Origin of the sequence: Pseudomonas sp. Z4-20, assembly GCF_051131955.1 — a bacterium.
Lineage (GTDB): Bacteria > Pseudomonadota > Gammaproteobacteria > Pseudomonadales > Pseudomonadaceae > Aquipseudomonas > Aquipseudomonas marvdashtae.
The window spans coordinates 4861017-4882254 of record NZ_CP071641.1 but is presented as its reverse complement, the minus strand read 5'-3'; the positions used below and the strand labels follow the sequence as shown (position 1 = coordinate 4882254).

General features: G+C 59.2%; 16 protein-coding genes. 6 read left to right on the top strand and 10 right to left on the bottom strand.

Annotated elements, in window-relative coordinates; all coding sequences use genetic code 11:
• The first annotated feature begins 25 nt into the window (after nt 1–25).
• Both J3P82_RS22420 and radA read left to right on the top strand, forming a co-directional pair.
• Nucleotides 26–574, top strand: coding sequence for an ankyrin repeat domain-containing protein (locus J3P82_RS22420; RefSeq protein ID WP_434563933.1), 549 nt, complete (start codon nt 26–28; stop codon nt 572–574).
• A gap of 41 nt (nt 575–615) precedes the next feature.
• On the top strand, nt 616–1983 hold the full coding sequence (gene radA / locus J3P82_RS22415; RefSeq protein ID WP_434558717.1) for a DNA repair protein RadA: 1368 nt from the start codon (nt 616–618) through the stop codon (nt 1981–1983).
• A gap of 206 nt (nt 1984–2189) precedes the next feature.
• Here the strand turns inward: radA and J3P82_RS22410 are convergent, their stop codons facing one another.
• Complete coding sequence (locus J3P82_RS22410) at nt 2190–2546, bottom strand: PilZ domain-containing protein (protein ID WP_186638748.1); 357 nt, start codon at nt 2544–2546, stop codon at nt 2190–2192.
• 159 nt (nt 2547–2705) lie between these two features.
• On the opposite strand from J3P82_RS22410, the gene J3P82_RS22405 reads away from it, so the two are divergent.
• The 3 genes from J3P82_RS22405 to yjiA all read left to right on the top strand — a co-directional run bounded on the left by J3P82_RS22405 (nt 2706) and on the right by yjiA (nt 6039).
• A complete protein-coding gene (locus tag J3P82_RS22405) occupies nt 2706–4772 on the top strand; it encodes a carbon starvation CstA family protein (protein WP_434558716.1) in 2067 nt (688 codons plus the stop codon).
• Nucleotides 4773–4787: 15 nt separating this feature from the next.
• Nucleotides 4788–4985, top strand: a complete 198-nt coding sequence (locus J3P82_RS22400; RefSeq protein ID WP_003201656.1) for a YbdD/YjiX family protein — start codon at nt 4788–4790, stop codon at nt 4983–4985.
• A gap of 85 nt (nt 4986–5070) precedes the next feature.
• A complete protein-coding gene (gene yjiA, locus J3P82_RS22395) occupies nt 5071–6039 on the top strand; it encodes a GTPase (protein WP_434558715.1) in 969 nt (322 codons plus the stop codon).
• Between the two features lie 71 nt (nt 6040–6110).
• On the opposite strand, the gene J3P82_RS22390 is transcribed toward yjiA, so the two are convergent.
• The 3 genes from J3P82_RS22390 to J3P82_RS22380 all read right to left on the bottom strand — a co-directional run bounded on the left by J3P82_RS22390 (nt 6111) and on the right by J3P82_RS22380 (nt 12114).
• Nucleotides 6111–6638 carry a hypothetical protein gene (locus tag J3P82_RS22390; protein ID WP_434558714.1) on the bottom strand — a complete coding sequence of 176 codons (528 nt, stop codon included), beginning with the start codon at nt 6636–6638 and terminating at the stop codon, nt 6111–6113.
• A gap of 197 nt (nt 6639–6835) precedes the next feature.
• Nucleotides 6836–8089, bottom strand: a complete 1254-nt coding sequence (gene glyA, locus J3P82_RS22385; protein WP_434558713.1) for a serine hydroxymethyltransferase — start codon at nt 8087–8089, stop codon at nt 6836–6838.
• Between the two features lie 176 nt (nt 8090–8265).
• The gene (locus J3P82_RS22380) at nt 8266–12114 is read right to left on the bottom strand and encodes a sensor domain-containing protein (RefSeq protein WP_434558712.1); all 3849 of its coding nucleotides are present in this window, start codon (nt 12112–12114) and stop codon (nt 8266–8268) included.
• Nucleotides 12115–12385: 271 nt separating this feature from the next.
• Between J3P82_RS22380 and ettA the strand changes: the two genes are divergently transcribed.
• Complete coding sequence (gene ettA, locus J3P82_RS22375) at nt 12386–14050, top strand: energy-dependent translational throttle protein EttA (protein WP_434558711.1); 1665 nt, start codon at nt 12386–12388, stop codon at nt 14048–14050.
• Between the two features lie 73 nt (nt 14051–14123).
• Here the strand turns inward: ettA and lanM are convergent, their stop codons facing one another.
• From lanM to J3P82_RS22345, 6 genes are all read right to left on the bottom strand, one after another.
• Nucleotides 14124–17189 (bottom strand): type 2 lanthipeptide synthetase LanM, encoded by a 3066-nt coding sequence (gene lanM / locus J3P82_RS22370; protein WP_434558710.1) that lies wholly within the window; start codon nt 17187–17189, stop codon nt 14124–14126.
• 235 nt (nt 17190–17424) lie between these two features.
• Nucleotides 17425–17568, bottom strand: coding sequence for a hypothetical protein (locus tag J3P82_RS22365; protein WP_434558709.1), 144 nt, complete (start codon nt 17566–17568; stop codon nt 17425–17427).
• Nucleotides 17569–17756: 188 nt separating this feature from the next.
• Nucleotides 17757–18248, bottom strand: a complete 492-nt coding sequence (locus J3P82_RS22360) for a GreA/GreB family elongation factor (protein ID WP_434558708.1) — start codon at nt 18246–18248, stop codon at nt 17757–17759.
• A gap of 71 nt (nt 18249–18319) precedes the next feature.
• Nucleotides 18320–18679, bottom strand: a complete 360-nt coding sequence (locus J3P82_RS22355) for a hypothetical protein (protein WP_434558707.1) — start codon at nt 18677–18679, stop codon at nt 18320–18322.
• Nucleotides 18680–18769: 90 nt separating this feature from the next.
• Nucleotides 18770–20623, bottom strand: a complete 1854-nt coding sequence (locus J3P82_RS22350) for an Lnb N-terminal periplasmic domain-containing protein (RefSeq protein WP_434558706.1) — start codon at nt 20621–20623, stop codon at nt 18770–18772.
• An 88-nt stretch (nt 20624–20711) separates the two neighbouring features.
• The gene (locus J3P82_RS22345; RefSeq protein WP_186613019.1) at nt 20712–21200 is read right to left on the bottom strand and encodes a DUF3015 domain-containing protein; all 489 of its coding nucleotides are present in this window, start codon (nt 21198–21200) and stop codon (nt 20712–20714) included.
• Between the last annotated feature and the right edge of the window lie 38 nt (nt 21201–21238).

Genomic DNA, 21238 nt, shown 5'->3' with positions numbered 1-21238 from the left:
TCTGTGTCATTAAGGAGAGGCCATGATGCACAAATTGCTTTTTTCGATGCTCGCGGCGTGGTCATTGAATGCGTTGGCAGAACTGCCTGTAGTTGCCGATCCGGCTGCGGTACAGGAGCAATTGCAAACCTATTATTTTGACGCCGCTCGACGGGGCGACGTGCCGGTGCTCGATACCTTCATCGAGGCCGGCTACTCCCTCGACACCCGGGATGAGAAGGGCTACACCGCATTGATCCTGGCGGCTTATCACGGCCATGCTCGCGCCGTGGAGCGGTTGTTGGCCGCTGGTGCGGATGCCTGTGCCCAGGACAAGCGCGGCAACACCGCCTTGATGGGGGCCATCTTCAAGGGCGAGGTGCAGATCGCGCGTCGTCTGTTGTCCACCGATTGCAGCCCGGACCAGCGCAACGGTGCTGGGCAGACCGCCGCGATGTATGCCGGTCTGTTCAAGCGTGGCGAGTTGCTTGACGCCTTGAGGGCAAAGGGTGCCGATCTGGAAGCCAGGGATCGGTTGGGCAATACCGCGACGGATCTGGCCAGGGGTGAAATCAGAATGCCGGCCCCGCAGTGAAGCCAGGCTAGGCTATCATCGCGGTTTTACCCGGAGGTCAGATGGCCAAGGCAAAGCGCATGTACGGCTGCACCGAGTGTGGCTCGACCTTTCCCAAATGGGCCGGCCAGTGCAGTGAATGCGGTGCCTGGAACACCCTGACCGAAACCATGGTGGAAAGCGGCGGGGCAGCGGCGCCTACCGGGCGCACGGGCTGGGCTGGCCAACAGGCGCAGATCAAGACCCTGGCCGAAGTCAGCGTCGAAGAAATCCCGCGCTTTTCAACGGCCTCCGGCGAATTGGACCGGGTGCTGGGCGGTGGCCTGGTGGATGGCTCGGTGGTGTTGATTGGCGGAGACCCGGGCATCGGCAAATCGACCATCCTGTTGCAAACCTTGTGCAGCCTGGCCACGCGTATGCCGGCGTTGTACGTCACCGGCGAGGAATCCCAGCAACAGGTCGCGATGCGCGCACGTCGCCTGGGATTGCCCCAGGATCAGTTGCGGGTCATGACCGAAACCTGCATCGAAACCATCATCGCCACGGCCCGCCTGGAAAAGCCCAAGGTCATGGTGATCGATTCGATCCAGACGATTTTCACCGAACAGCTTCAATCGGCCCCGGGCGGCGTGTCCCAAGTACGCGAAAGCGCGGCGCTGCTGGTGCGCTATGCCAAGCAGAGCGGCACGGCGATTTTCCTGGTGGGCCATGTCACCAAGGAAGGTGCGCTGGCAGGCCCTCGGGTGCTGGAGCACATGGTTGATACCGTGTTGTATTTCGAAGGCGAATCCGATGGTCGCCTGCGGTTATTGCGGGCGGTGAAGAATCGCTTCGGTGCGGTCAACGAACTGGGCGTGTTCGGCATGACCGATAAAGGCCTGAAAGAAGTCTCCAACCCTTCGGCGATTTTTCTGACGCGGGCCCAGGAAGAAGTGCCAGGCAGCGTCGTCATGGCCACGTGGGAAGGGACTCGGCCCATGTTGGTGGAAGTCCAGGCGCTGGTGGATGACAGCCACTTGGCGAACCCACGTCGCGTCACCCTGGGCCTGGATCAGAACCGGCTGGCCATGCTGCTGGCCGTCCTGCACCGGCACGGTGGGATTCCTACCCATGACCAAGATGTTTTCCTCAACGTCGTGGGCGGCGTCAAAGTGCTGGAAACCGCCTCTGACCTGGCGTTGATGGCGGCGGTCATGTCCAGTTTGCGCAATCGGCCGCTACCCCATGATTTGCTGGTGTTTGGCGAAGTCGGGTTGTCAGGCGAAGTCCGACCGGTGCCTAGTGGGCAGGAGCGGCTCAAGGAAGCGGCCAAGCATGGCTTCAAGCGCGCCATCGTGCCCAAGGGCAATGCGCCGAAGGAGGCTCCGGCGGGGTTGCAGATCATTGCCGTGACGCGGCTGGAACAAGCGTTGGATGCGTTGTTCGAGTAGTCCCGGAGGCTGGTGCAGGCCTTTGTGGCGAGGGAGCTTGCTCCCGCTGGGCTGCGCAGCAGACCTGAAATCTGCATCTCGGTGTGTCAGTTGATGTGAGTCGCTGCTTTTGGGGCTGCTACGCAGCCCAGCGGGAGCAAGCTCCCTCGCCACAGGGGATCGTGCACATGACTGGGATCGTGCATGTCAGGGGCTGTGGCAGGGTTTCAGATCTGGATCAACGCCCCCAGCTCCCGCTCCAGCTCGTCATGGTCGGCCAGGTTGAGCTCTACCAATCGGCGCAAGTGTGCAATGGAATCCAAGTCGATGTGTTCGCAGACGAAACCCAAGTGGCCATGGTCGTCGTGAGTCAACCGGACCTCCATCTTGACTTCAGCTTCAGGGCTTAGATGTATGTCGGCCATGAACGGCTCTTCGGGTTTGCCGAGCCAGGGTTCGGGCTTTTCGATCAGTAGCCCCTTGAGGGACAAATCCAGCAGCTTTACCGGCCAGATGAACGGCCCTTGGCTCAGTTCGGTCTTGGCATGGAACTCGATTCGTACGAAGCGGCGGCGTTCGCTCATTACGTATTCCCTCTGGAGATTCACTGACTATAGACCCTATGGGCAGGCCATCGTGCCCGTCCGGCCGGTGACAGACGAATGTCGGGGTATGGCCTTTACGCCTGTTAGCGCTAAACTCCGGCTGTCTGTCTTTCTGTCCAACCTGGCTGGAATATAAAAATGAACAACAATAATAGCCTGCTACGCCATATACCCTGGCTACTGCTGGCCGTCGTAGGGGCGTGCGCCCTGGGCGTCGTCGCCTTGCGCCGCGGAGAGCCGATCAACGCCCTCTGGATCGTCGTCGCGGCCGTGGCCATTTACCTGGTCGCCTACCGCTACTACAGCCTCTTCATCGCCAACAACGTGATGCAACTCGATGCGCGCCGGGCCACGCCCGCCGTGCTCAACAACGATGGCCTGGACTATGTCCCGACCAACAAACACATCCTCTTCGGCCATCACTTCGCGGCCATTGCCGGCGCCGGGCCGTTGGTCGGGCCGGTGCTGGCGGCGCAGATGGGCTACCTGCCCGGCACGCTCTGGCTGATCGCCGGCGTGGTGCTGGCCGGTGCGGTGCAGGACTTCATGGTCCTGTTCCTGTCGACCCGCCGCAACGGTCGCTCCCTGGGCGACATGGTGCGCGAGGAAATGGGCCGCATCCCCGGCACCATCGCGCTGTTCGGCTGCTTCCTGATCATGATCATCATCCTCGCGGTGCTGGCGCTGATCGTGGTCAAGGCCCTGGCCGAGAGCCCATGGGGCATCTTCACGGTGATGGCGACCATCCCGATCGCGATGTTCATGGGCATCTACATGCGCTACATCCGCCCGGGCCGCATTGGTGAAATCTCGATCATCGGCGTGCTGTTGCTGCTGGGTTCGATCTGGCTGGGCGGGCAGATTGCCGCCGATCCGGTCTGGGCCAAGGCCTTCACCTTTACCGGGATCCAGATCACCTGGATGCTGATCGGCTACGGTTTTGTCGCCGCGGTGCTGCCGGTGTGGCTGATCCTGGCGCCACGGGACTACCTGTCGACCTTCCTCAAGATCGGTACCATCATCGCCCTGGCGATCGGCATTCTGGTCACCATGCCCGAGCTGAAAATGCCGGCGCTGACCCAGTTCACCGACGGCACGGGACCGGTGTGGAAGGGCGGTCTGTTCCCGTTCCTGTTCATCACCATCGCCTGCGGCGCGGTCTCGGGCTTCCATGCGCTGATCTCCTCGGGCACCACGCCCAAGCTGCTGGATAACGAAACCAACGCGCGCTACATCGGCTACGGCGGCATGCTGATGGAGTCCTTCGTGGCGATCATGGCGATGGTCGCCGCCTCGGTGATCGAGCCGGGCGTGTACTTCGCCATGAACAGTCCGGCGGCGATCGTCGGCGGTGACGTGGTGGCCGTGGCGCAAACCATCAGCGGCTGGGGCTTTGCAATCACCCCCGAGGCGCTGCAAGCGGTGGCCAAGGACATCGGCGAGACCACCATCCTGGCCCGCGCCGGCGGTGCGCCGACCCTGGCGGTGGGTATCGCGCAGATCCTGCACTCGGTGTTGCCGGGTGAGAACACCATGGCGTTCTGGTACCACTTCGCGATCCTGTTCGAAGCGCTGTTCATTCTGACGGCAGTGGACGCCGGCACCCGTGCCGGACGGTTCATGCTGCAGGATCTGCTCGGCTCGTTCGTGCCGGCCCTCAAGCGCACCGAATCGTGGACCGCCAACCTGATCGCCACCGCCGGCTGCGTCGCGCTGTGGGGTTACTTGCTGTACCAGGGCGTGATCGATCCGCTGGGCGGCATCAACACCTTGTGGCCGCTGTTCGGCATCTCCAACCAGATGCTGGCCGGTATCGCGCTGATGCTCGCCACCGTGGTGCTGATCAAGATGAAGCGCCAGCGCTACGTCTGGGTCACGCTGTTGCCGGCGAGCTGGCTGTTGATCTGCACCACCACCGCAGGCCTGATCAAGCTGTTCGACGCCAACCCGGCGATCGGCTTCCTGGCCCTGGCGCGCAAATACAACGATGCCCTGGCCGCCGGCCAGATCCTGGCCCCGGCCAAGAGCATCGAGCAGATGCAGCACGTGGTGTTCAACGCCTACACCAACGCAACGCTGACGGTGTTGTTCCTGTTCGTGGTCTTCAGCATCCTGTTCTACGCGCTCAAGGTCGGCATCGCCGCCTGGGGCACGAAAGAACGCACGGACAAAGAAGCGCCATTCCAGGCCCTGCCGGACGCTTGATCGAGGATTGCAACGATGTTCAATGACTTGAGTCGCCTCGGTAAATACCTCGGTCAGGCCGCGCGCCTGATGGTCGGCATGCCCGACTACGACAACTACGTCGAGCACATGCAAACCAAGCACCCGGATAAACCGCTGATGGACTACGAGGCGTTCTTCCGCGAACGCCAGGAGGCCCGTTACGGTGGCAAGGGTGGGCCCAAGTGTTGTTGAGTTGAGGTGATGACTGTGGGAGCGAACTGTTCGCTCCCACAGTTGTTTTGTGCCCCTTGATTAATTTCTGAACAGGAGATCCAGTTTGTCCTCTCCCATCCCGGTCACGATCCTCAGCGGCTTCCTCGGTGCGGGCAAGACCACGTTGCTGCGACATCTGCTCAAGGCCGAGCACGGCCTGAAAATCGCTGTGATCGAAAACGAATTCAGCGACGCCGGGATCGACACCCAGCTACTGGGTGACGAGCCGGTGCAAGTCATGACCCTGGCCAACGGTTGTGTCTGCTGCACGATTCACACCGACCTGACCAAGGCCCTTTATTTACTGCTGGAACAGCTGGACAGCGGGCAAATCCACTTTGATCGCCTGGTGATCGAATGCACGGGACTGGCCGACCCGGCACCCGTGGCCCAGACCTTTTTCATCGACGAGGATCTGCGCGAACGCTATATCCTCGACGGCATTCTGACTTTGGTGGACGCCGCCCACGCCGAAATCCACCTGACCCAGGCCATCGCCCAGGCCCAGGTCGGATTTGCCGACCGGCTGCTCCTGAGCAAGACCGATCTGGTGGATGCGGCTCAGGTCACGGCACTTGGCGAGCGGTTGACGCGCATTAACCGACGGGCGCCGATCCGGGTCGTAGAACACGGTAACATCGACCTCGCCGAACTGCTCGACATCCGAGGATTCAATCTCAACGCGGACCTGGGCGCCGGGTTCAGTCTTCGTCCGGTGGGCAAGGCAACGACGGGTGACCGCATCAGCAGCCTGGTGCTGCGCACCGACAAGGCGCTGGATATCGACAAGCTCAGCGAGTTCATGAACCAATTGCTCGAAGAACACGGCAAGCAGTTGCTGCGCTACAAGGGCGTGCTGAACATCGCAGGTGAACCCCGTCGGTTGGTATTCCAAGGGGTACTCAAGCTGTACGGTTTCGACTGGGATACCGAATGGGCCCCGGGCGAAACCCGGGAGAGCGTGATCGTATTCATTGCCGATGAGCTGCCCGAAGAGAAAATTCGCGCGGGTTTCGAAGCCGCGCTGCTTTGACTGAAGATGTCCCACGGACTTGCCTTGATACAGCGGCTGGGCGGCCACACGTCGCCGCTGTACCACCTTTGTTAAAGAAGACTCAGGATAAACGTTATCTTGGATTTTTCTTCTGTCTCAGCCAGGTAAAGATAAGGCGAGCCGCGCACCTTTAAGGCGCCTATATAGTGATTGTTCTGTGTCCTTAACGAGACAGGTAAGTGCGCGGCGGTAATGTTTTCCCGAGTGATCGTTCGGTTCTGATGATCCAAGAGGGTAAACACTGTTGGATCCTTGGTGTCTGGGCCCTTGGCGCCAAATACTTCCAACCAGCTTTGGCTGATGAACTTGTCGTGATGTTTGCCAGTATTTTTTATAACCAGATTATAGCCACCCGCGGCGGGGCGAAACTGTAACGTCAGGGCTGCGGCGGTAATGCCTTGGCCTTTGGGCCTCATGCCTAGCAGGTTGGAGTGGTCATGGGTTTGCGGCCTGCCGCTGTAGAAACCACCGCTGAATGCGCTGACGGTGGCCAGGGTCGGTTGACCGTGCAGTATTTCAAGCAAGTTGACGTGAGCATCAAACATCCTGAGTGTTGCTTCAAAAGGTTTATTGTCCATTGGCCATCGATTCCTTTCTGGCTAGTTGAATGGGAATCGAATGTTAATGGGTTTTCTTTAAGTGGCGAGGGTGTGTGTATTGCAAGTCGTAAGTTGGCAATAGGTGTTCGGTTTGGATTAAGTAATAGGGACGTTAAAACAGAGCTAATAAAAAAGCCCGCGTCTTTCGGCGCGGGCCCTTTTTATTGAAAATTGAATTAAGCGCCGTACACCGGCAGCTTCTTGCAGATGGCCTTGACCTTCTCGCGAACGGCGTCGATCACCGTTTCGTTGTTCAAGTCAGCCAGGATGTCGCAGATCCAGCCGGCCAGTTCCTTGCACTCGGCTTCCTTGAAACCGCGAGTGGTCACGGCCGGGGTACCGAAGCGCAGGCCCGAGGTGACGAACGGGGAGCGTGGATCGTTTGGCACCGAGTTCTTGTTCACGGTGATGAACGCCTTGCCCAATGCGGCGTCGGCGTCTTTGCCGGAGATGTCCTGCTTGATCAGCGACAGCAGGAACAAGTGGTTCTCGGTACCACCGGACACCACGTCGAAGCCGCGTTCGATGAACACGCCGGCCATGGCCTTGGCGTTTTTCACCACTTGCTGCTGGTAAGTCTTGAACTCAGGTTGCAGGGCTTCCTTGAAGCAGATCGCCTTGGCCGCGATCACGTGCTCCAGCGGGCCACCCTGGGCGCCTGGGAATACGGCCGAGTTCAGCTTCTTCTCGATGTCAGCGTTGGCGCGTGCCAGGATCAGGCCGCCACGTGGGCCACGCAGGGTCTTGTGGGTCGTGGTGGTGACCACGTCGGCGAACGGCACCGGGTTCGGGTAGACGCCAGCGGCGACCAGGCCCGCAACGTGAGCCATGTCGACGAACAGGTAGGCCCCCACCTTGTCGGCGATTTCGCGAAAGCGCGGGAAGTCGAGGATCTGCGAGTAGGCAGAGAAACCGGCCACGATCATTTTCGGCTTGTGCTCGACGGCCAGGCGCTCGACTTCGTCGTAGTCGATCAGGCCGTTGCCGTCGATGCCGTACTGGATCGCGTTGTACAGCTTGCCGGAGGACGAAACGCTGGCGCCGTGGGTCAGGTGACCGCCGTGGGCCAGGCTCATGCCCAGGATGGTGTCGCCGGCCGACAGCAGCGCCAGGTATACGGCGGCGTTGGCTTGGGAACCGGCGTGCGGCTGGACGTTGGCGTAATCAGCGCCGAACAGTTGCTTGGCGCGGTCGATGGCCAGTTGCTCGACCACGTCGACGTACTCGCAACCGCCGTAGTAGCGCTTGCCCGGGTAGCCTTCGGCGTACTTGTTGGTCAGGACCGAGCCTTGAGCTTCCATCACCGCGGGGCTGGTGTAGTTTTCCGAAGCGATCAGCTCGATGTGCTCTTCCTGGCGCTGAGCTTCTTGCTCCATGGCGGCAAAGAGATCGGCGTCGTACTTGGCAATAGTCAAATCACGGCTGAACATGGCGGTCCTCAAGGATCGGGGCAGAAAAGGGGGGCATTCTAACCCAACCGGTTTTGGAAGGCATATGAAAGGAATTCAGATTGGAGAGCTTCAAGCTTCAAGCAACAAGCTGCAAGTCAACGCAGACCGGCTTCTGCCTTTAGCTTGAAGCTTACCGCTTGAAGCTTGCAGCTGCCTCAATCCAACATAAACAACGCATCATTGCTGAACTGCGCTTCAAACCGATTGGCCGGCATCGGCCGACCGAACAGGTAGCCCTGGACTTCGTCGCAGCCATGCTCACGCAGGAATTCCAATTGCTCGTGGGTCTCGACACCCTCGGCGATCACCGCCAGGTTGAGGCTGTGGGCCATGGCGATGATTGCCCGGGCGATCTGCGCGTCCTGTTCGCCGGACGGCAGGCCATCGACGAAGGTACGGTCGATCTTCAGCACGTCGATGGGGAATTGCTTGAGGTAGTTGAGCGATGAATAACCGGTGCCGAAGTCATCCACCGCGATGCTCAGCCCCAGGTTTTTCAACCCGGCCAGGATCTGCATCGCCTCGCTGACCTCACGCATCAGGATGCTTTCCGTCAGTTCCAGTTCCAGGCATGCCGGCGGCAGGCCGGTGCTGCGCAGGATGTTGGCGATGCGCGTGCCCAGTTGGCCATCGGAGAACTGCCTGGCCGAGATATTGACCGAGACTTTCGGCACCCTGACCTTGGTCTGGTGCCAGGTCTTGAGCTGGCGACAGGCCTCGCTGATCACCCAGTCGCCGACGTCCACCACCAGCCCAAGCTCTTCGAGCACCGGGATGAAATCCCCCGGCGGCACCAGTCCGCGGCGTGGATGACGCCAGCGCAGCAAGGCTTCGGCACCGGTCAGGCGCTTACCGTCGCCACTGAACTGGGGTTGGTAATACAACACGAATTCGTTTTGCTCCAGCGCATGGCGCAGGTCGCTCTCCAGCTCCAGGCGCTCCAGGGCGCTGGCGTTCATGTCGGCCTGGTAGAACTGGAAATTGTTCTTGCCGCGCTCTTTGGCGTGATACATGGCCGTGTCGGCGTTTTTCATCAATTGGCTCAGCTCGTTGCCGTCCTGGGGGCTCAGGGCGATGCCGATACTGGCGGTAACGAAAAACTCCCGGCCTTCTAGCACGAATGGCCGGACCAGGCCGGCAAGAATCTGTTCGGCCACGGTAATCGCTCGGTTCAGCGCCATTTCCCGACTGGCTCGTGGTTGCAGCAGCAAGGTGAACTCGTCGCCGCCCATGCGCGCCACGGTGTCGTCGTCAGCCACGCAGCCGAGCAGGCGCGTGGCCATTTCCTTGAGCATCCGATCGCCGGCGGCGTGGCCCAGGGAGTCGTTGATCGGCTTGAAACGGTCGAGATCGAGGAACATCAGCACGACCCAGGTTTTCTGCCGCTCGGCCGATTGCAGTGCAGTGTGCAGGCGGTCCTGGAACAGCGTGCGGTTGGGCAGGTGGGTCAGGGCATCGTAGTAGGCCAGGCGATGGATACGCTGTTCGCTGGCCTTGCGTTCGCTGATGTCGCTGAAGAAACACACGTAGCTGGCCAGGTCGCCTTCGTCGTCGAGCACCGCCGTGATGCCGACCCAGGCCGGGTAGTGCTCGCCATTGCGGCGCTTGAGCCAGACTTCGCCTTCCCAGGTGCTGTGCTGTTGCAATTGCTTTAGCACGTAACGCAGGTGAGCTTCCTGTTGGTCATCCACGGTCAGCATGTTGGGTAACTGGTCCAGCACTTGCGATACCGCATAACCGCTGACGCGGCTGAACGCTTCGTTGGCCTGGACAATGTAGCCGGCCGGATCGGTGATGAGGATGGCCGAGGTCGAGTGCTCGAATACCGTCGCGGCCATGCGCAGGTCTTTTTCGGCGCGACGCTGCTGGCTGATGTCCCGGCCTACGCCCAGTACGCCTTCGAACGTGCCATTGTCATCCCAGACCAGCACCAGCCGCAGCTCGATGGGAATCTTGCGACCGTCGGCACGCAGGCAGTCGAACAGGAACAACTGGGTCTGCATTTGATTGCGCAGCTCGGCCAGTTGTTCGGGCTTGTCGAGGGCCTTGCTGACCCGGTCCATGAGGGAATGGATGCCGCTCAGTTGTGCCGGATTGGCGATGGTCGATTGCCAGCCGCTCTGGAATATCCAATCGGCGGTATAGCCGAGCACCGCCTGGACCGACGGACTGACGTAGTTGAGCGACAGCTTGCTGTCGGTGGAGAAAATCACGTCGCTGATACTTTCAGCGAGCATCCGGTAACGTTGCTCGCTGTCGCGCAGCGATTCGCTGGCCTCGATCTGCTCGGTGATGTCCTTGGCCACGCCGATGATCCGGGTTACCTGATCGTACCGGTCACGCGCGAGGGCCTGTTCGCGAACTTCGAAGCGTCGCCATTTGCCGTTGCGATGACGAAAGCGCAACTGGCATTGAAGCAGTTGCGTATACCCACCCCGTCGCTGCTCCTGGCGCAGGTCGTGGTAGTGATCGGCATCGTCGCTGTGCAGCAGGATCTCCCAGAAATATTCGCCCATCTGGTGCAGTTCGGTACGGTCGTAACCGAGCGTCTGGCCCAGGTGATGGTTGCTGAAAATCATCCGCTGGCTGATGACGTCCTGCACATAAAGATGATCCGGGACGGTGCGCACCACGTCGGACCAGAAACCCTCGCGCTCAAGCAGCGACAGCTCGATCAGCTTGCGGCTGGTGATATCGCTGATGCTCAGGATGACGGCGTTGTAGTCGTCCTGTGTTTCGGGCAGGCGCAGCACCAGCCACAAGTGCTGATCCCGCCCATGGGCGTCCTGGAGCCTGATTTCCAGCTCCAGTTGCTTGTGCTGGTCAAGCAATGCTTCGAGCAGTTTCGAGCCGACCGGGTTGTTGTCCTTCGCGGCGTTGCCGACCAGCAATTGCCACGCTTGTCCACAGGAGTCGACATTGAGCAGCTTCAAGGCCATCTGGTTGACTTCGGTGACGTGCACTTGCTGTTGCAGCTGTTCGAGCTGTTGCCCAATCTGCAGCCAGGCCCGCAGTTGCTCCCCATCGTGCAGGCCGGCCTTGGCGAAGAACGCCTTGAGTCCGGACAGGTCAAGCACGCAGAGGGCCACGCCGGTGCCCTCGAAGATGTCCTGGTAGCGACGACGTCCTTCATGCAATTGACGCTGGCGCCGACGCATGTTCAGCAACGCAATCACCGGCAGCATCGAAAACGCCAGGCCCAGCAAGCATTTGCCGATAAAGGCGGGCAACAGTTGCTCAAGCACCTGGCTTCGATCGAACAGCCCGCGCAGCTGCCAGTCGCTGCTGCTCAGCGGTACGGTCAACACGGTGTTGCTGAGGTCCTGCGTGGTCAACTGGGCGGGGCTGGACGTTGGCAGGCTTTCGTCGCGGCTGATGATTTGCTGATTGAGACGGTTCTCCACCAGCCACAACGGACGCAGGCCCGTATCGGCCTGCTTGGTCAAGGTCGAAAAGAAGCTTGGGGTCAGGCGCAACGCCCAATAGCCACGAGTGCTGCCGCTGGCCTGGTGCAACAACAGATGCACGACGGAGCCGTCTTGGGCGTTGCCGAAATAATGCGCCTGGGCGCGGCTGCGCCGTACGAGTTCGCTCAGGTACTCGGCGTCGTGGCTGTTGGCGTCGCTGTCACTGAGTACCCTGCCGGAGGGACTTAGCAACGCGAGGCTGCGCAACTCGGGCAGCGATTGCTGGAGCTTGCGCAACAGCGACTGCTGTTCGTCAGCGCTCTGCGGTTGTTCGACGATCGGCAACAGATTGAGGGCGATTTGCGCATTCAGGGCCATGTTCAGGCTGACTTGCGCGGCGAGGTCGGCGGTGTAGTCAATGGTGTATTGGCGCTGTTGCTGCTGGGTTTCGCGCAGTTGATCGAGCAGCTGCCAGAAAAGCAGGCCCAGTAGCAACAGCACCAGCGAGGCCAGCCCGCCCTTCAATGTCCCGCGCAAGGGCAGGCCAGGCACAGCAGTCGGTGCACGTGGGGACGAGGGCGGCGTGACATTGGACAAGCTGTAATCCTGCCGTTTGCTGGGCTGGCGCGACGTGCACTATAAGCCGGACGCTCAAAGGGCGGCTAGCATGCCTTGGCTTGTGGCAAAGTGCCAGCCCTTGGCGGCTGGACCTTGATCGGCGGTTGAGGTAGCTTTGCCGGTCAAACAAGAGCGTTCCAGCTCCAGATACCCAGGCACCAACCGCCCGCAGGCATTGACCAACATCAAGGGCCCGCGCCGCGCATGGCCTGGCTCGTTCTTTTCACCTGTCACTGACGCTAGGTTCACCATGGCTCAATACGTCTTCACCATGCATCGGCTGAGCAAAGTTGTTCCACCGAAGCGGGAAATCCTGAAAAACATTTCTCTGTCTTTCTTCCCCGGCGCCAAGATCGGCGTATTGGGCCTCAACGGCTCGGGTAAATCCACGCTGTTGAAAATCATGGCCGGCGTCGACCAGGAGTTCGACGGCGAAGCCCGTCCGATGCCGGACCTGAACATCGGCTACCTGCCGCAAGAGCCTCAGCTGGATCCGACCAAGACCGTGCGTGAGGTAGTCGAGGAAGCCGTCAGCGTCATCAAGGACGCCCAGGCTCGCCTGGACGAGGTCTACGCCGCGTATGCCGACCCGGACGCCGACTTCGACAAGCTGGCCGCCGAACAGGCCAAGCTGGAAGCGATCCTGCAGGCCAGCGACGGCCACAACCTCGACCGCCAGCTGGAAGTGGCTGCCGATGCACTGCGCCTGCCAGCCTGGGACGCAAAGGTCGAACACCTCTCCGGTGGTGAAAAACGCCGCGTGGCCCTGTGCCGACTGCTGCTGTCGGCTCCGGACATGCTGCTGCTCGACGAACCGACCAACCACCTGGACGCCGATTCCGTCGCCTGGCTCGAACACTTCCTGCACGACTTCCCGGGCACCGTGGTAGCGATCACGCACGACCGGTACTTCCTGGACAACGTCGCCGGCTGGATCCTGGAACTCGACCGCGGCGCGGGCATTCCGTACGAGGGCAACTATTCGGGTTGGCTGGAAGCCAAGTCCGATCGTCTGGCCCAGGAATCCAAGCAGCAGTCGGCCCATGAAAAAGCCATGAAGGAAGAGCTGGAGTGGGTGCGCAAAGGCGCCAAGGCCCGCCAGTCGAAATCCAAGGCTCGCCTGCAACGCTTCGAGGAAATGCAATCCCAGGAATTCCAGAAGCGCAGCGAAACCAACGAAATCTACATCCCGGCCGGTCCACGCCTGGGTGACAAGGTCATCGAGTTCAAGAACGTCAGCAAGGGCTATGGCGACCGCGTGCTGATCGACAACCTGTCGTTCTCCATGCCCAAAGGTGCCATCGTCGGCGTGATTGGTGGTAACGGCGCGGGTAAATCCACGCTGTTCCGCATGCTGATGGGCAAGGAGACAGCGGATTCGGGCAGCATCGAAATCGGCGAGACCGTGCAGTTGGCCTGCGTCGACCAGAGCCGTGAGGACCTGGACGGCAGCAAGACCGTGTTCCAGCAGATTTCCGACGGGTCCGACCAGATTCGCATCGGCAACTATGAAATCCCGTCGCGCACTTATGTGGGCCGCTTCAACTTCAAGGGCGGTGACCAGCAGAAATTCGTCAAGGACCTCTCCGGTGGTGAGCGCGGTCGCTTGCACCTGGCGTTGACCCTGAAAGAGGGCGGCAACGTCCTGCTGCTCGACGAACCGTCCAACGACCTCGACGTTGAAACCCTGCGTTCCCTGGAAGAGGCCTTGCTGGACTTCCCGGGCGCCGCCATCGTGATCTCCCACGATCGGTGGTTCCTCGACCGCGTGGCGACCCACATCCTGGCGTACGAAGACGACTCGCAAGCGGTGTTCTTCGAAGGCAACTACACCGAGTATGAAGCCGATCGCAAGAAGCGCCTCGGCGAAGCGGCTGCCCAGCCGCATCGTGTACGGCACAAGAAACTGGCTTGATCGGGTCAGCTGCATGAAAAAAACGGAGCCCTTCAAGGCTCCGTTTTTTTATGCGCGCAATTTGCCGGGCCGTCTAAATGGGGGACGCGAAATCGAGCGAGAGTATGTTGGGGATCGTTGGATCGATCTCATACAGCAAGGCATAACCTGCACCCGTAATACCCGTCAGCAGGCTGACGTCGGGAACACGATCGCTGTCGAGAAAGGGGCCTGCTAAAAACCGCCGGGCGACTTCGCCGAGGGCCTGTTTGACCCTGCTGATGCCCTCGGGATTGTTAGCGTGTCGATACAAGTCATACAGGCAGATCAGATTGCCGAAATCGCCATGGCACAAGTTATATCCGCCGCCCAGGCCGTGCTGCCAGAGATTGTCCTCGCAGCGCTGGATGTCGTCGAGCACCGTCTGCCGGGTGGCTTCGTCCAAGGCCACTCCCATCGACTTCATGAGTTGCCGCCTGGCGATGAGAATACCGCCGTCTCCATGGCACCACTTGGAAGCATGGCCCACGGGGCCCAGGTCTCTCAGGTCCAGCCAGAAACCCTCCCGGCTCAAGCGATTTTCACCCTCCAATACCTGGATGGCCAAGGTCACCAACGTCACATCGCCGGTCACGTCATAGGCTTTGCACAACGCATGGATGACGCCGGAGAGACCGTGGGACAGGCCCGTCAGGATGACGGAGCGGTCGTTGCGTCGCAGAAGTAGGCCGTCTTCGATCAGGACTTGATCCTTTATGTAGTCAGCCATGCGCCGTATGGTCGGCAGCACGTCCGCTTGCGTCGAGAGCGCATGGATGTTGGCCAGCAGCGTCACCGCGCCACAACAGCCGCCCAGGAAGTCGAAATCGTAGTTTTCCAGTGGGACTTCAGTCAGTTGGGTCAGTAAACTGGCAATTTTTACATCGTATTTCGCATCGCCCGTTATTTGGCGACGATTGATGAGTAAATAAAGATAAGAGCCGAGGCCGTGATAAGCACTGACGGTCAAGTCGGCTTTGAAGAAGCCAAAATGTTGCTCCATTGAGACCAGTATCTGATCCATGAGCGACAGCACGTGTGGTTGACCGCTTACCTTGAACAAGCTCAGATAAAACAACCCAATCCCGGCGATACCGGAGTACAGCCCGTGATCCATGGGTGAAGGGTATTTTCCATGAGTCGTTGGGTGCGTATGAAAAGCCAACCAACGGATATCCGTGGCCGTTCCCTTGATCGCAAGCGCTTCGAGGCGGGAACTGATGCCCAGCACGGCGTCGAGTTGATTCGCTTGGAGCGCGTTACTGGCGATGGCACGTGATGGCGGCTGTTCATTGGGCTCTGGAAACAAGCACATTTCAAGTAACGTGAGTTGAAATGCCCTGTCGGCGGTAGACAGGTTGGCTAGTTTTTGTAGGCAGCTTTTTATCGGGGGTTGTATTTGCGTCATGTCTATTGTTTCACCTTGTGCGCTCTTTAGAGCGTTGGAGTTGAGCGGCATGGTGAAACAAGGAATGCTGGATCTTTGCAGGTCGTCTATTTCATAACGCGGGATGCCCTTTGCTCGATAGGGCTCCTTCAAGTCTTTCCACAGGGTTGCAAGCAGAAGCTCCCGGTCCAACATGTTTTTCATGAAGCGTGGATGGCGGCTCAGCCCGATAAAGTCAGCATAGCGTTGAGAATTTTTGAGTAATACACGGGTTGATAATTCGCCTGCGGATAGCTCAAGCATCTGCATTATCGTGCGCCGATGTGTGATCAATTCGCCATAGGCATATTCAAAGCCGTGGATAAGTTCGGCTTTATAAATTTCATGCCCCTGGTGTTTGCCCTGAAAAAGCGGCAAATGCTTTTGCACCAGAAGGTGTTCGAACTCGACCTTACGTAAATGGTAAAAGCCCGCTTCGAAAATCAGGGAGTGGCGGGTGGAAGTGAATAATTCCTGACGAGTCAGCCCGCTCTGGTCGTTATTGGAGTTTTGTGAAAAGGGCACAAAACCGCTGGAACACACCGACTGCTGGATCAATTTAAAGGTGTTGGACAATGCACTGTTGGCGGGCAGGTCGATCAGCAGTTCACTGGTGGACGCGGTGAACAAGCACTCCAGGTCAATCATGACCGGGCTGTTGCCACAAGCGATGATGTTCTCGTAGTGGAAGTCGATGCCATTGAGTGCATGGATGACGGCGATTTGTGAGCCCATTTTTTTATAGAACAGCGCCACGTCCGCTGCGCTGGCACAAGGCGTGTTGCCGATCTTTTCTATCCAGCTGTGTCGCTCACGGCTGAGGATTTTAGGCGCGTGGATGGCAAAACAATCCGCGCCTGTCCAGTCGTATAGTTGTTCAAGCAGTTGATTGAAAAAAAGTGCTTCGCGGCTTGCTCTTGGCTTGTAGACCAATGAAATTGCGCAGACCTTAACCTGGCAGACCGTTTCGCCGCGACCGTGGGGGTCACCCAGGCCGAACTCGATAGCCTCGATTCTCCGAGACGGGATCGAGAATTCCGCTTCCAACGCTTCAACATCGTTGGCGAAGTCGAGAATGACCGCATAAAGGTAGTTGAGGGTGTCTTCCAGCAAATCCAGCAGCAATGTCGCCAGCACGGGATAGGATTCAAAAAACTTCAGCAACGGCAATGTGCGCAGGTGTTCGTTGAATCCGCTCAGGTCAATGTCGTCGCCTTCCGCGATCCGCGTATTCAGATAATGGACCAGGCTTTGTTCCGACGTGCGTCCGACTCGGGCCAAGACATAGCGCTCAAGGCTTGCCAGCAGGGCGGGTTCATCAATGTGCAGTGACGCTCTGGCGTAGCGCCCATCCGCCTTGAACGTGTCGATGAAATAAAGAAAAAAACGATGGCCAAACCAATAAAAATTGTCTTTGTCGCTCAAGGTTTCTGTGTCGACCTGGATGCTGTCAAGCCGAGTGAGCTTTTCCTTCAGGGCGATCAGAACGGCTTCGCTGTCGAGAGGCAAGCGGGGGTGGTTGATGGGCTCCTTGGCATAGGATGCCAGTTGGTCCCGGTTCAACCCGAAATGATCCACCAAGGCCTGATCGTCAGCATGCAGGCGGGTCAGGTTGTTTTCAAAAAGAGCGATGTCACCGTCTGAAAAAAATCTGCGCCGGCCTCGCTGATTCAACTTCAAAGCATTAAAAAGCATGCCGTTGCTCCTGACATGGATAGAGCAGGCGTTGCCTGCTCTATGGTTATGGGTGTTGCCTGTTTTGATCAGTCGAAGGACTTAGCACCCGAGTGTCGAGCATTAAACATTGGTGCGCGTTGCAAAGGTTTTGCGTAAACGTATCTGAACTGTCGGATGTCGATAAGACTGTTTTATAGGTGAATTAGCGAGTGTCAAAGACCTGTAGGGCAGGTTTACTTTGATAGAGAAGGATTTAGCATAAAAGAGCGGTGCAGTTGATGGTGCCGCATTCGACAATGGTCAGTGCTGCTGATTCGATACCGAGGTCTGTTATTTGTTGATAGCACTCGAAGTCGCTGTCGAAGTCACCCGACATGGCCAGTATTTGTTCGCTCATTAGTGTATCTCCTTAGTTGTTATAATGCGCCGATTGCGGCGCGGGAAAAACAGTAGCATGGTCCTGATTTAAGGCAAACTTGTTGTTATGACCTCATGTTGCGGTGATTGATGGCCGCACGCAAGTAACAGATTGTTATCGTGTTGTGATGTTAGCGGTTTTAATCATGTACAAAGAGTCCAGCAACATCATTGGCGATCTATCGCCACGATCTCGATAGCGAGGTTTCCCAGTGGTCGCTTCCAAGTCACCTCATCGCCAATCCTGGCGCCCAGCAGAGCCCGCCCTAACGGCGATCCCCAGTTGATCAATCCGCTGGCGGCATCGGCCTGGTCTTCGCCGACCAATTGCACTCGCTGTTCGTGATCATGCTCATCGACAAAACTCACCCAGTGCCCGACTCGCACCTGATCGGAGTCGCTCGGCGTAACGACCTGCGCGCTTTGCAGCCGCTGGTTGAAATAACGCAGGTCCCGTTCGATGTCGGCAATCCGCTGTTTGTCTGCCTGCTCGCCTTGGGCCGTCTGTTGGCTGTGCTGCGCTTGCAGCTCGGCGACCCGCGCCTGTAGCTGGGCAAGCCCGGCGGGTGTGACGTAGTTGGGTTGCGTGCTGACCTGGCGCTCGACCGGCTGTTCGGCCTGGGCGGCGGCGTTGTCTTCGTTGACGAAAGCGCGGCTCATGGCATTGCTCCTCTGTTGGAGTTTGGGCCATGGTCGCAAGGTTTTGGTTTCGACGAATGTCTCTGAGCGACTCACTGCGAGCGATAAGCCCGGGCGGCGTCGCGATCTTTCTCTTGTCGCCAGGCCCGTTCGCGCTCGTCCCAATGACGTTCACGGTAGGCGTCGCGCTCTTCGCTCTCGCGCATGGCCTGGCACTGGCGGAAGCCATCGCTCCAGCCTTCGGCGTAGCGTGGGTCCTTGAGGTAGCGCGGCACGTCTTTCCTGAACTGCCCGGTCATGACGCCGGCCGCTTGCCGGCCACTGCTGCAACCATCATCGAAACCATCGGCGAAGGCGGCCGGATATCCCCGGGCGATCAAATCCTCGTGGGTGGTTTCACAGCCGCCGAGCAGCAACATCAATACACCCAGTACCATTACCGCGCGCTTCATTTTCTGCCGTCCTGCCGGATCCACTCATATCAGGAGTCTAGAAGCGGATTCGTCAGAAGGACGTGAAAGCGCGGTGATCAATCCGTTCGTTCAGTAGTGGTACCACTTCACTTCGAGCATCACCTCGTTCTCCGGCGAGGCCAGTTGGCTGAACTCCCGCTGGGCGCTCAGGCGCAAGCCGAGGTTACGGGACAATTCCCACTGCTGATTCAGACTCACGCTACGACGCACTTCGCCGTTGACGAAGTAATCACCCTTGGCTTCCAGGCTCAGGTTACCCAGCGGGTTTTTCCACAGCACGCCGCTGTTGAAGCCGGCGGCCGGGGCGATGAATTGGGCGAAGTCGTTGTTGTGCTCGACGCGCACCGTGCCCAGGGCAAAGCCCAGCACGTCCTCGCCCAACGCCCAGGTGCCGCCAGCGCCGCCATTGACATGGCTGACCAGGGTTTCATCGTCGTGCTTGCCCGGCACCCGTTCCAGGCCGCCCGTCACCTGCCAGGACAGCGGTTGCAATAGCTCGTTGCGCGGGGTCAGCGAGCGAATCGTTGCCAGATCCAGTTGCTGTACCTGCCAGTCATTGCCTTCGTATTGGCGCAATTTCAGTTGTAGGATTTCAATTTGCGCACCCAGCGGGAAGCTCTCGGCGTTGTCATTGAGGTCGTGATAGGCCATGCGCAGGCCGTATTCACCGAACGCTCGGTCGCCGCGGGTGCCAAGGCCGGCCTGCCAGGTGCGTGATTCGTGGCCATCTTCGGGCAGGCCCGGCTGCGGGATATCCAGTTCCGGCGCGGGGTTCTGGTTGATTGCCCGCAGCAATTCGAAGCTGCGCTGGGAGCGTTTCGGGTCGCGCTCCTGACCGTTGGCGCGGTAGCGTTCCAGTCGATAGGCCGCGTCGATGATCAGCGCCTGGCGTTCGCGCGGCAGCGCCTTGAAAGCGGGGGCTTGAAGCTGTTGTTGATCGGCGCTGACCTTCAGTACCCAGTGTTGTTCGTCGTCGCTGAGGGGGTCGGCGCGGCTTAGCAGCTCCCGCTCACGGGACGGCCGATACTGGATGCTTTCCACCAGTCCGGCTTCCTTCACGGCCTTGACGGTGTCGGTGGGAATTGCCGTCAGAGGGAATTGCTCGGTCAGCCGCAGACTGGGGCGAGCGACTTGCAGCAGTTCGAGTAATCGGTAGGAGCAGTTTTCATCGAAGAAGAAATAATCAAACTGGATCTGTTTGAGCTCCCAGACGTGCTCGACCATGCGCTCGGTTTCCGCCTGGCTGAGGTTGAGGCGGTATTCCCACAGGTCGCGGTTCTCCAGGCTTCGGTACTCGGAGAGTTTTTCCTGGTACGGCACCAGGGCGAACAGGCCGGGATAGCCGCCCATCAAGCCCTTCCAGGCATAGAGAATGCTGTTGTCCGAACCTTCGATGTAGGCGCCAAAGTTAATCGCGTAGCTGAGCAGCGCGGTCTTGTCGCTTTGCACGTCGGCCTGGTCGATGCGCAGCAAGGTATGACCGAACATCGATGACGGGCTGTTCAGGTACGCAGCGGGGAAAATCATTACCGCGCTGTGGGGCGATACGTCTTTGAACCATTGGGTGAATTCGCTGCAATCAACGGCTGGCAGATCGGTGAGATTGAGCTGCGCCTTCAGCCAGCGGGTGCGCGCCGGGTAGACGCATTGGGCGTGTTGCTGGCCGGCGCTGGCCGGGCCATAGAGCGCTTGCAGCGTGGCGGTCAACTCGCGGTCGGGGTGTTCGTTGCCGTCCTGGGCGAGGAAGAATTTCTTGTCGCTGATGTAGCTGCGCCAGCCGCCGAGCTTGGCGGTTTCGTAGTGGCCCAGGGAAATCCAGAAACGGTCGTTGGACAATTGCTGCAAACGTTGAGTGTCGACATGAGGTGCGGCGGACAGCGGGGCGCACACACAGAGCGCCAGCCAGGCAAGGCGTTTGAGCATAGTCGGCTACTTTTGAAGTCGAAAAAAAAGACCAACAGGGGCCCAGGAAAGAAAACCCGCTCCCCGAGAGGAGCGAGTGGTGTCGAGCTTAAGCTTGAGTTGCGTACTTGGCCAGACGTGGATCGTTTTTCAGTACCGATAGGGTATTGGTATGCACGTCTTCTGCGGTCACGTCAGCTTTGCTGAAGATCTGCTGGAAGTGCTCGTGGGTGACAGCGGAGAAATGCGCACGATCTTCCGGCGCAACGCCCAGTACCACGGCATAAGTCGTCAGCGCTTCGCCTTGACCCTTGGCCATGTCTTCGGACAGCTCGTTCATCATGCCATTCATGGCCAGCCACGACTTGCCACCGTAGGTCAGTGCCGCGTTGGTCGAGCAGCCGTTGGTGCCGGAGGTCATGCCAAAGGTGGCGTTGCCGGAAGTGCCGTTGGTGGTGGATGCCAGGAAGTGAGCCGGAGTGCCACGCTGACCTTCGAACAGCATGTTGCCCCAACCGCAATCCGGACCGCCCGGGGCCTGAGCCATGGCGTTGATGGATACAGCGGTGAAGAGAGTACCGAGAAGAATCCGTTTCATAGCTATGTTCTCTTTATGTGCATACCAATGGACAGGGT

Coding starts and splice junctions, on each gene's coding strand:
- J3P82_RS22420 (WP_434563933.1), top strand. CDS start 26: ATGCACAAATTGCTTTTTTCGATGCTCGCGGCGTGGTCATTGAATGCG.
- radA (WP_434558717.1), top strand. CDS start 616: ATGGCCAAGGCAAAGCGCATGTACGGCTGCACCGAGTGTGGCTCGACC.
- J3P82_RS22410 (WP_186638748.1), bottom strand. CDS start 2,546: ATGAGCGAACGCCGCCGCTTCGTACGAATCGAGTTCCATGCCAAGACC.
- J3P82_RS22405 (WP_434558716.1), top strand. CDS start 2,706: ATGAACAACAATAATAGCCTGCTACGCCATATACCCTGGCTACTGCTG.
- J3P82_RS22400 (WP_003201656.1), top strand. CDS start 4,788: ATGTTCAATGACTTGAGTCGCCTCGGTAAATACCTCGGTCAGGCCGCG.
- J3P82_RS22390 (WP_434558714.1), bottom strand. CDS start 6,638: ATGGACAATAAACCTTTTGAAGCAACACTCAGGATGTTTGATGCTCAC.
- glyA (WP_434558713.1), bottom strand. CDS start 8,089: ATGTTCAGCCGTGATTTGACTATTGCCAAGTACGACGCCGATCTCTTT.
- ettA (WP_434558711.1), top strand. CDS start 12,386: ATGGCTCAATACGTCTTCACCATGCATCGGCTGAGCAAAGTTGTTCCA.
- lanM (WP_434558710.1), bottom strand. CDS start 17,189: ATGCTTTTTAATGCTTTGAAGTTGAATCAGCGAGGCCGGCGCAGATTT.
- J3P82_RS22365 (WP_434558709.1), bottom strand. CDS start 17,568: ATGAGCGAACAAATACTGGCCATGTCGGGTGACTTCGACAGCGACTTC.
- J3P82_RS22360 (WP_434558708.1), bottom strand. CDS start 18,248: ATGAGCCGCGCTTTCGTCAACGAAGACAACGCCGCCGCCCAGGCCGAA.
- J3P82_RS22355 (WP_434558707.1), bottom strand. CDS start 18,679: ATGAAGCGCGCGGTAATGGTACTGGGTGTATTGATGTTGCTGCTCGGC.
- J3P82_RS22350 (WP_434558706.1), bottom strand. CDS start 20,623: ATGCTCAAACGCCTTGCCTGGCTGGCGCTCTGTGTGTGCGCCCCGCTG.
- J3P82_RS22345 (WP_186613019.1), bottom strand. CDS start 21,200: ATGAAACGGATTCTTCTCGGTACTCTCTTCACCGCTGTATCCATCAAC.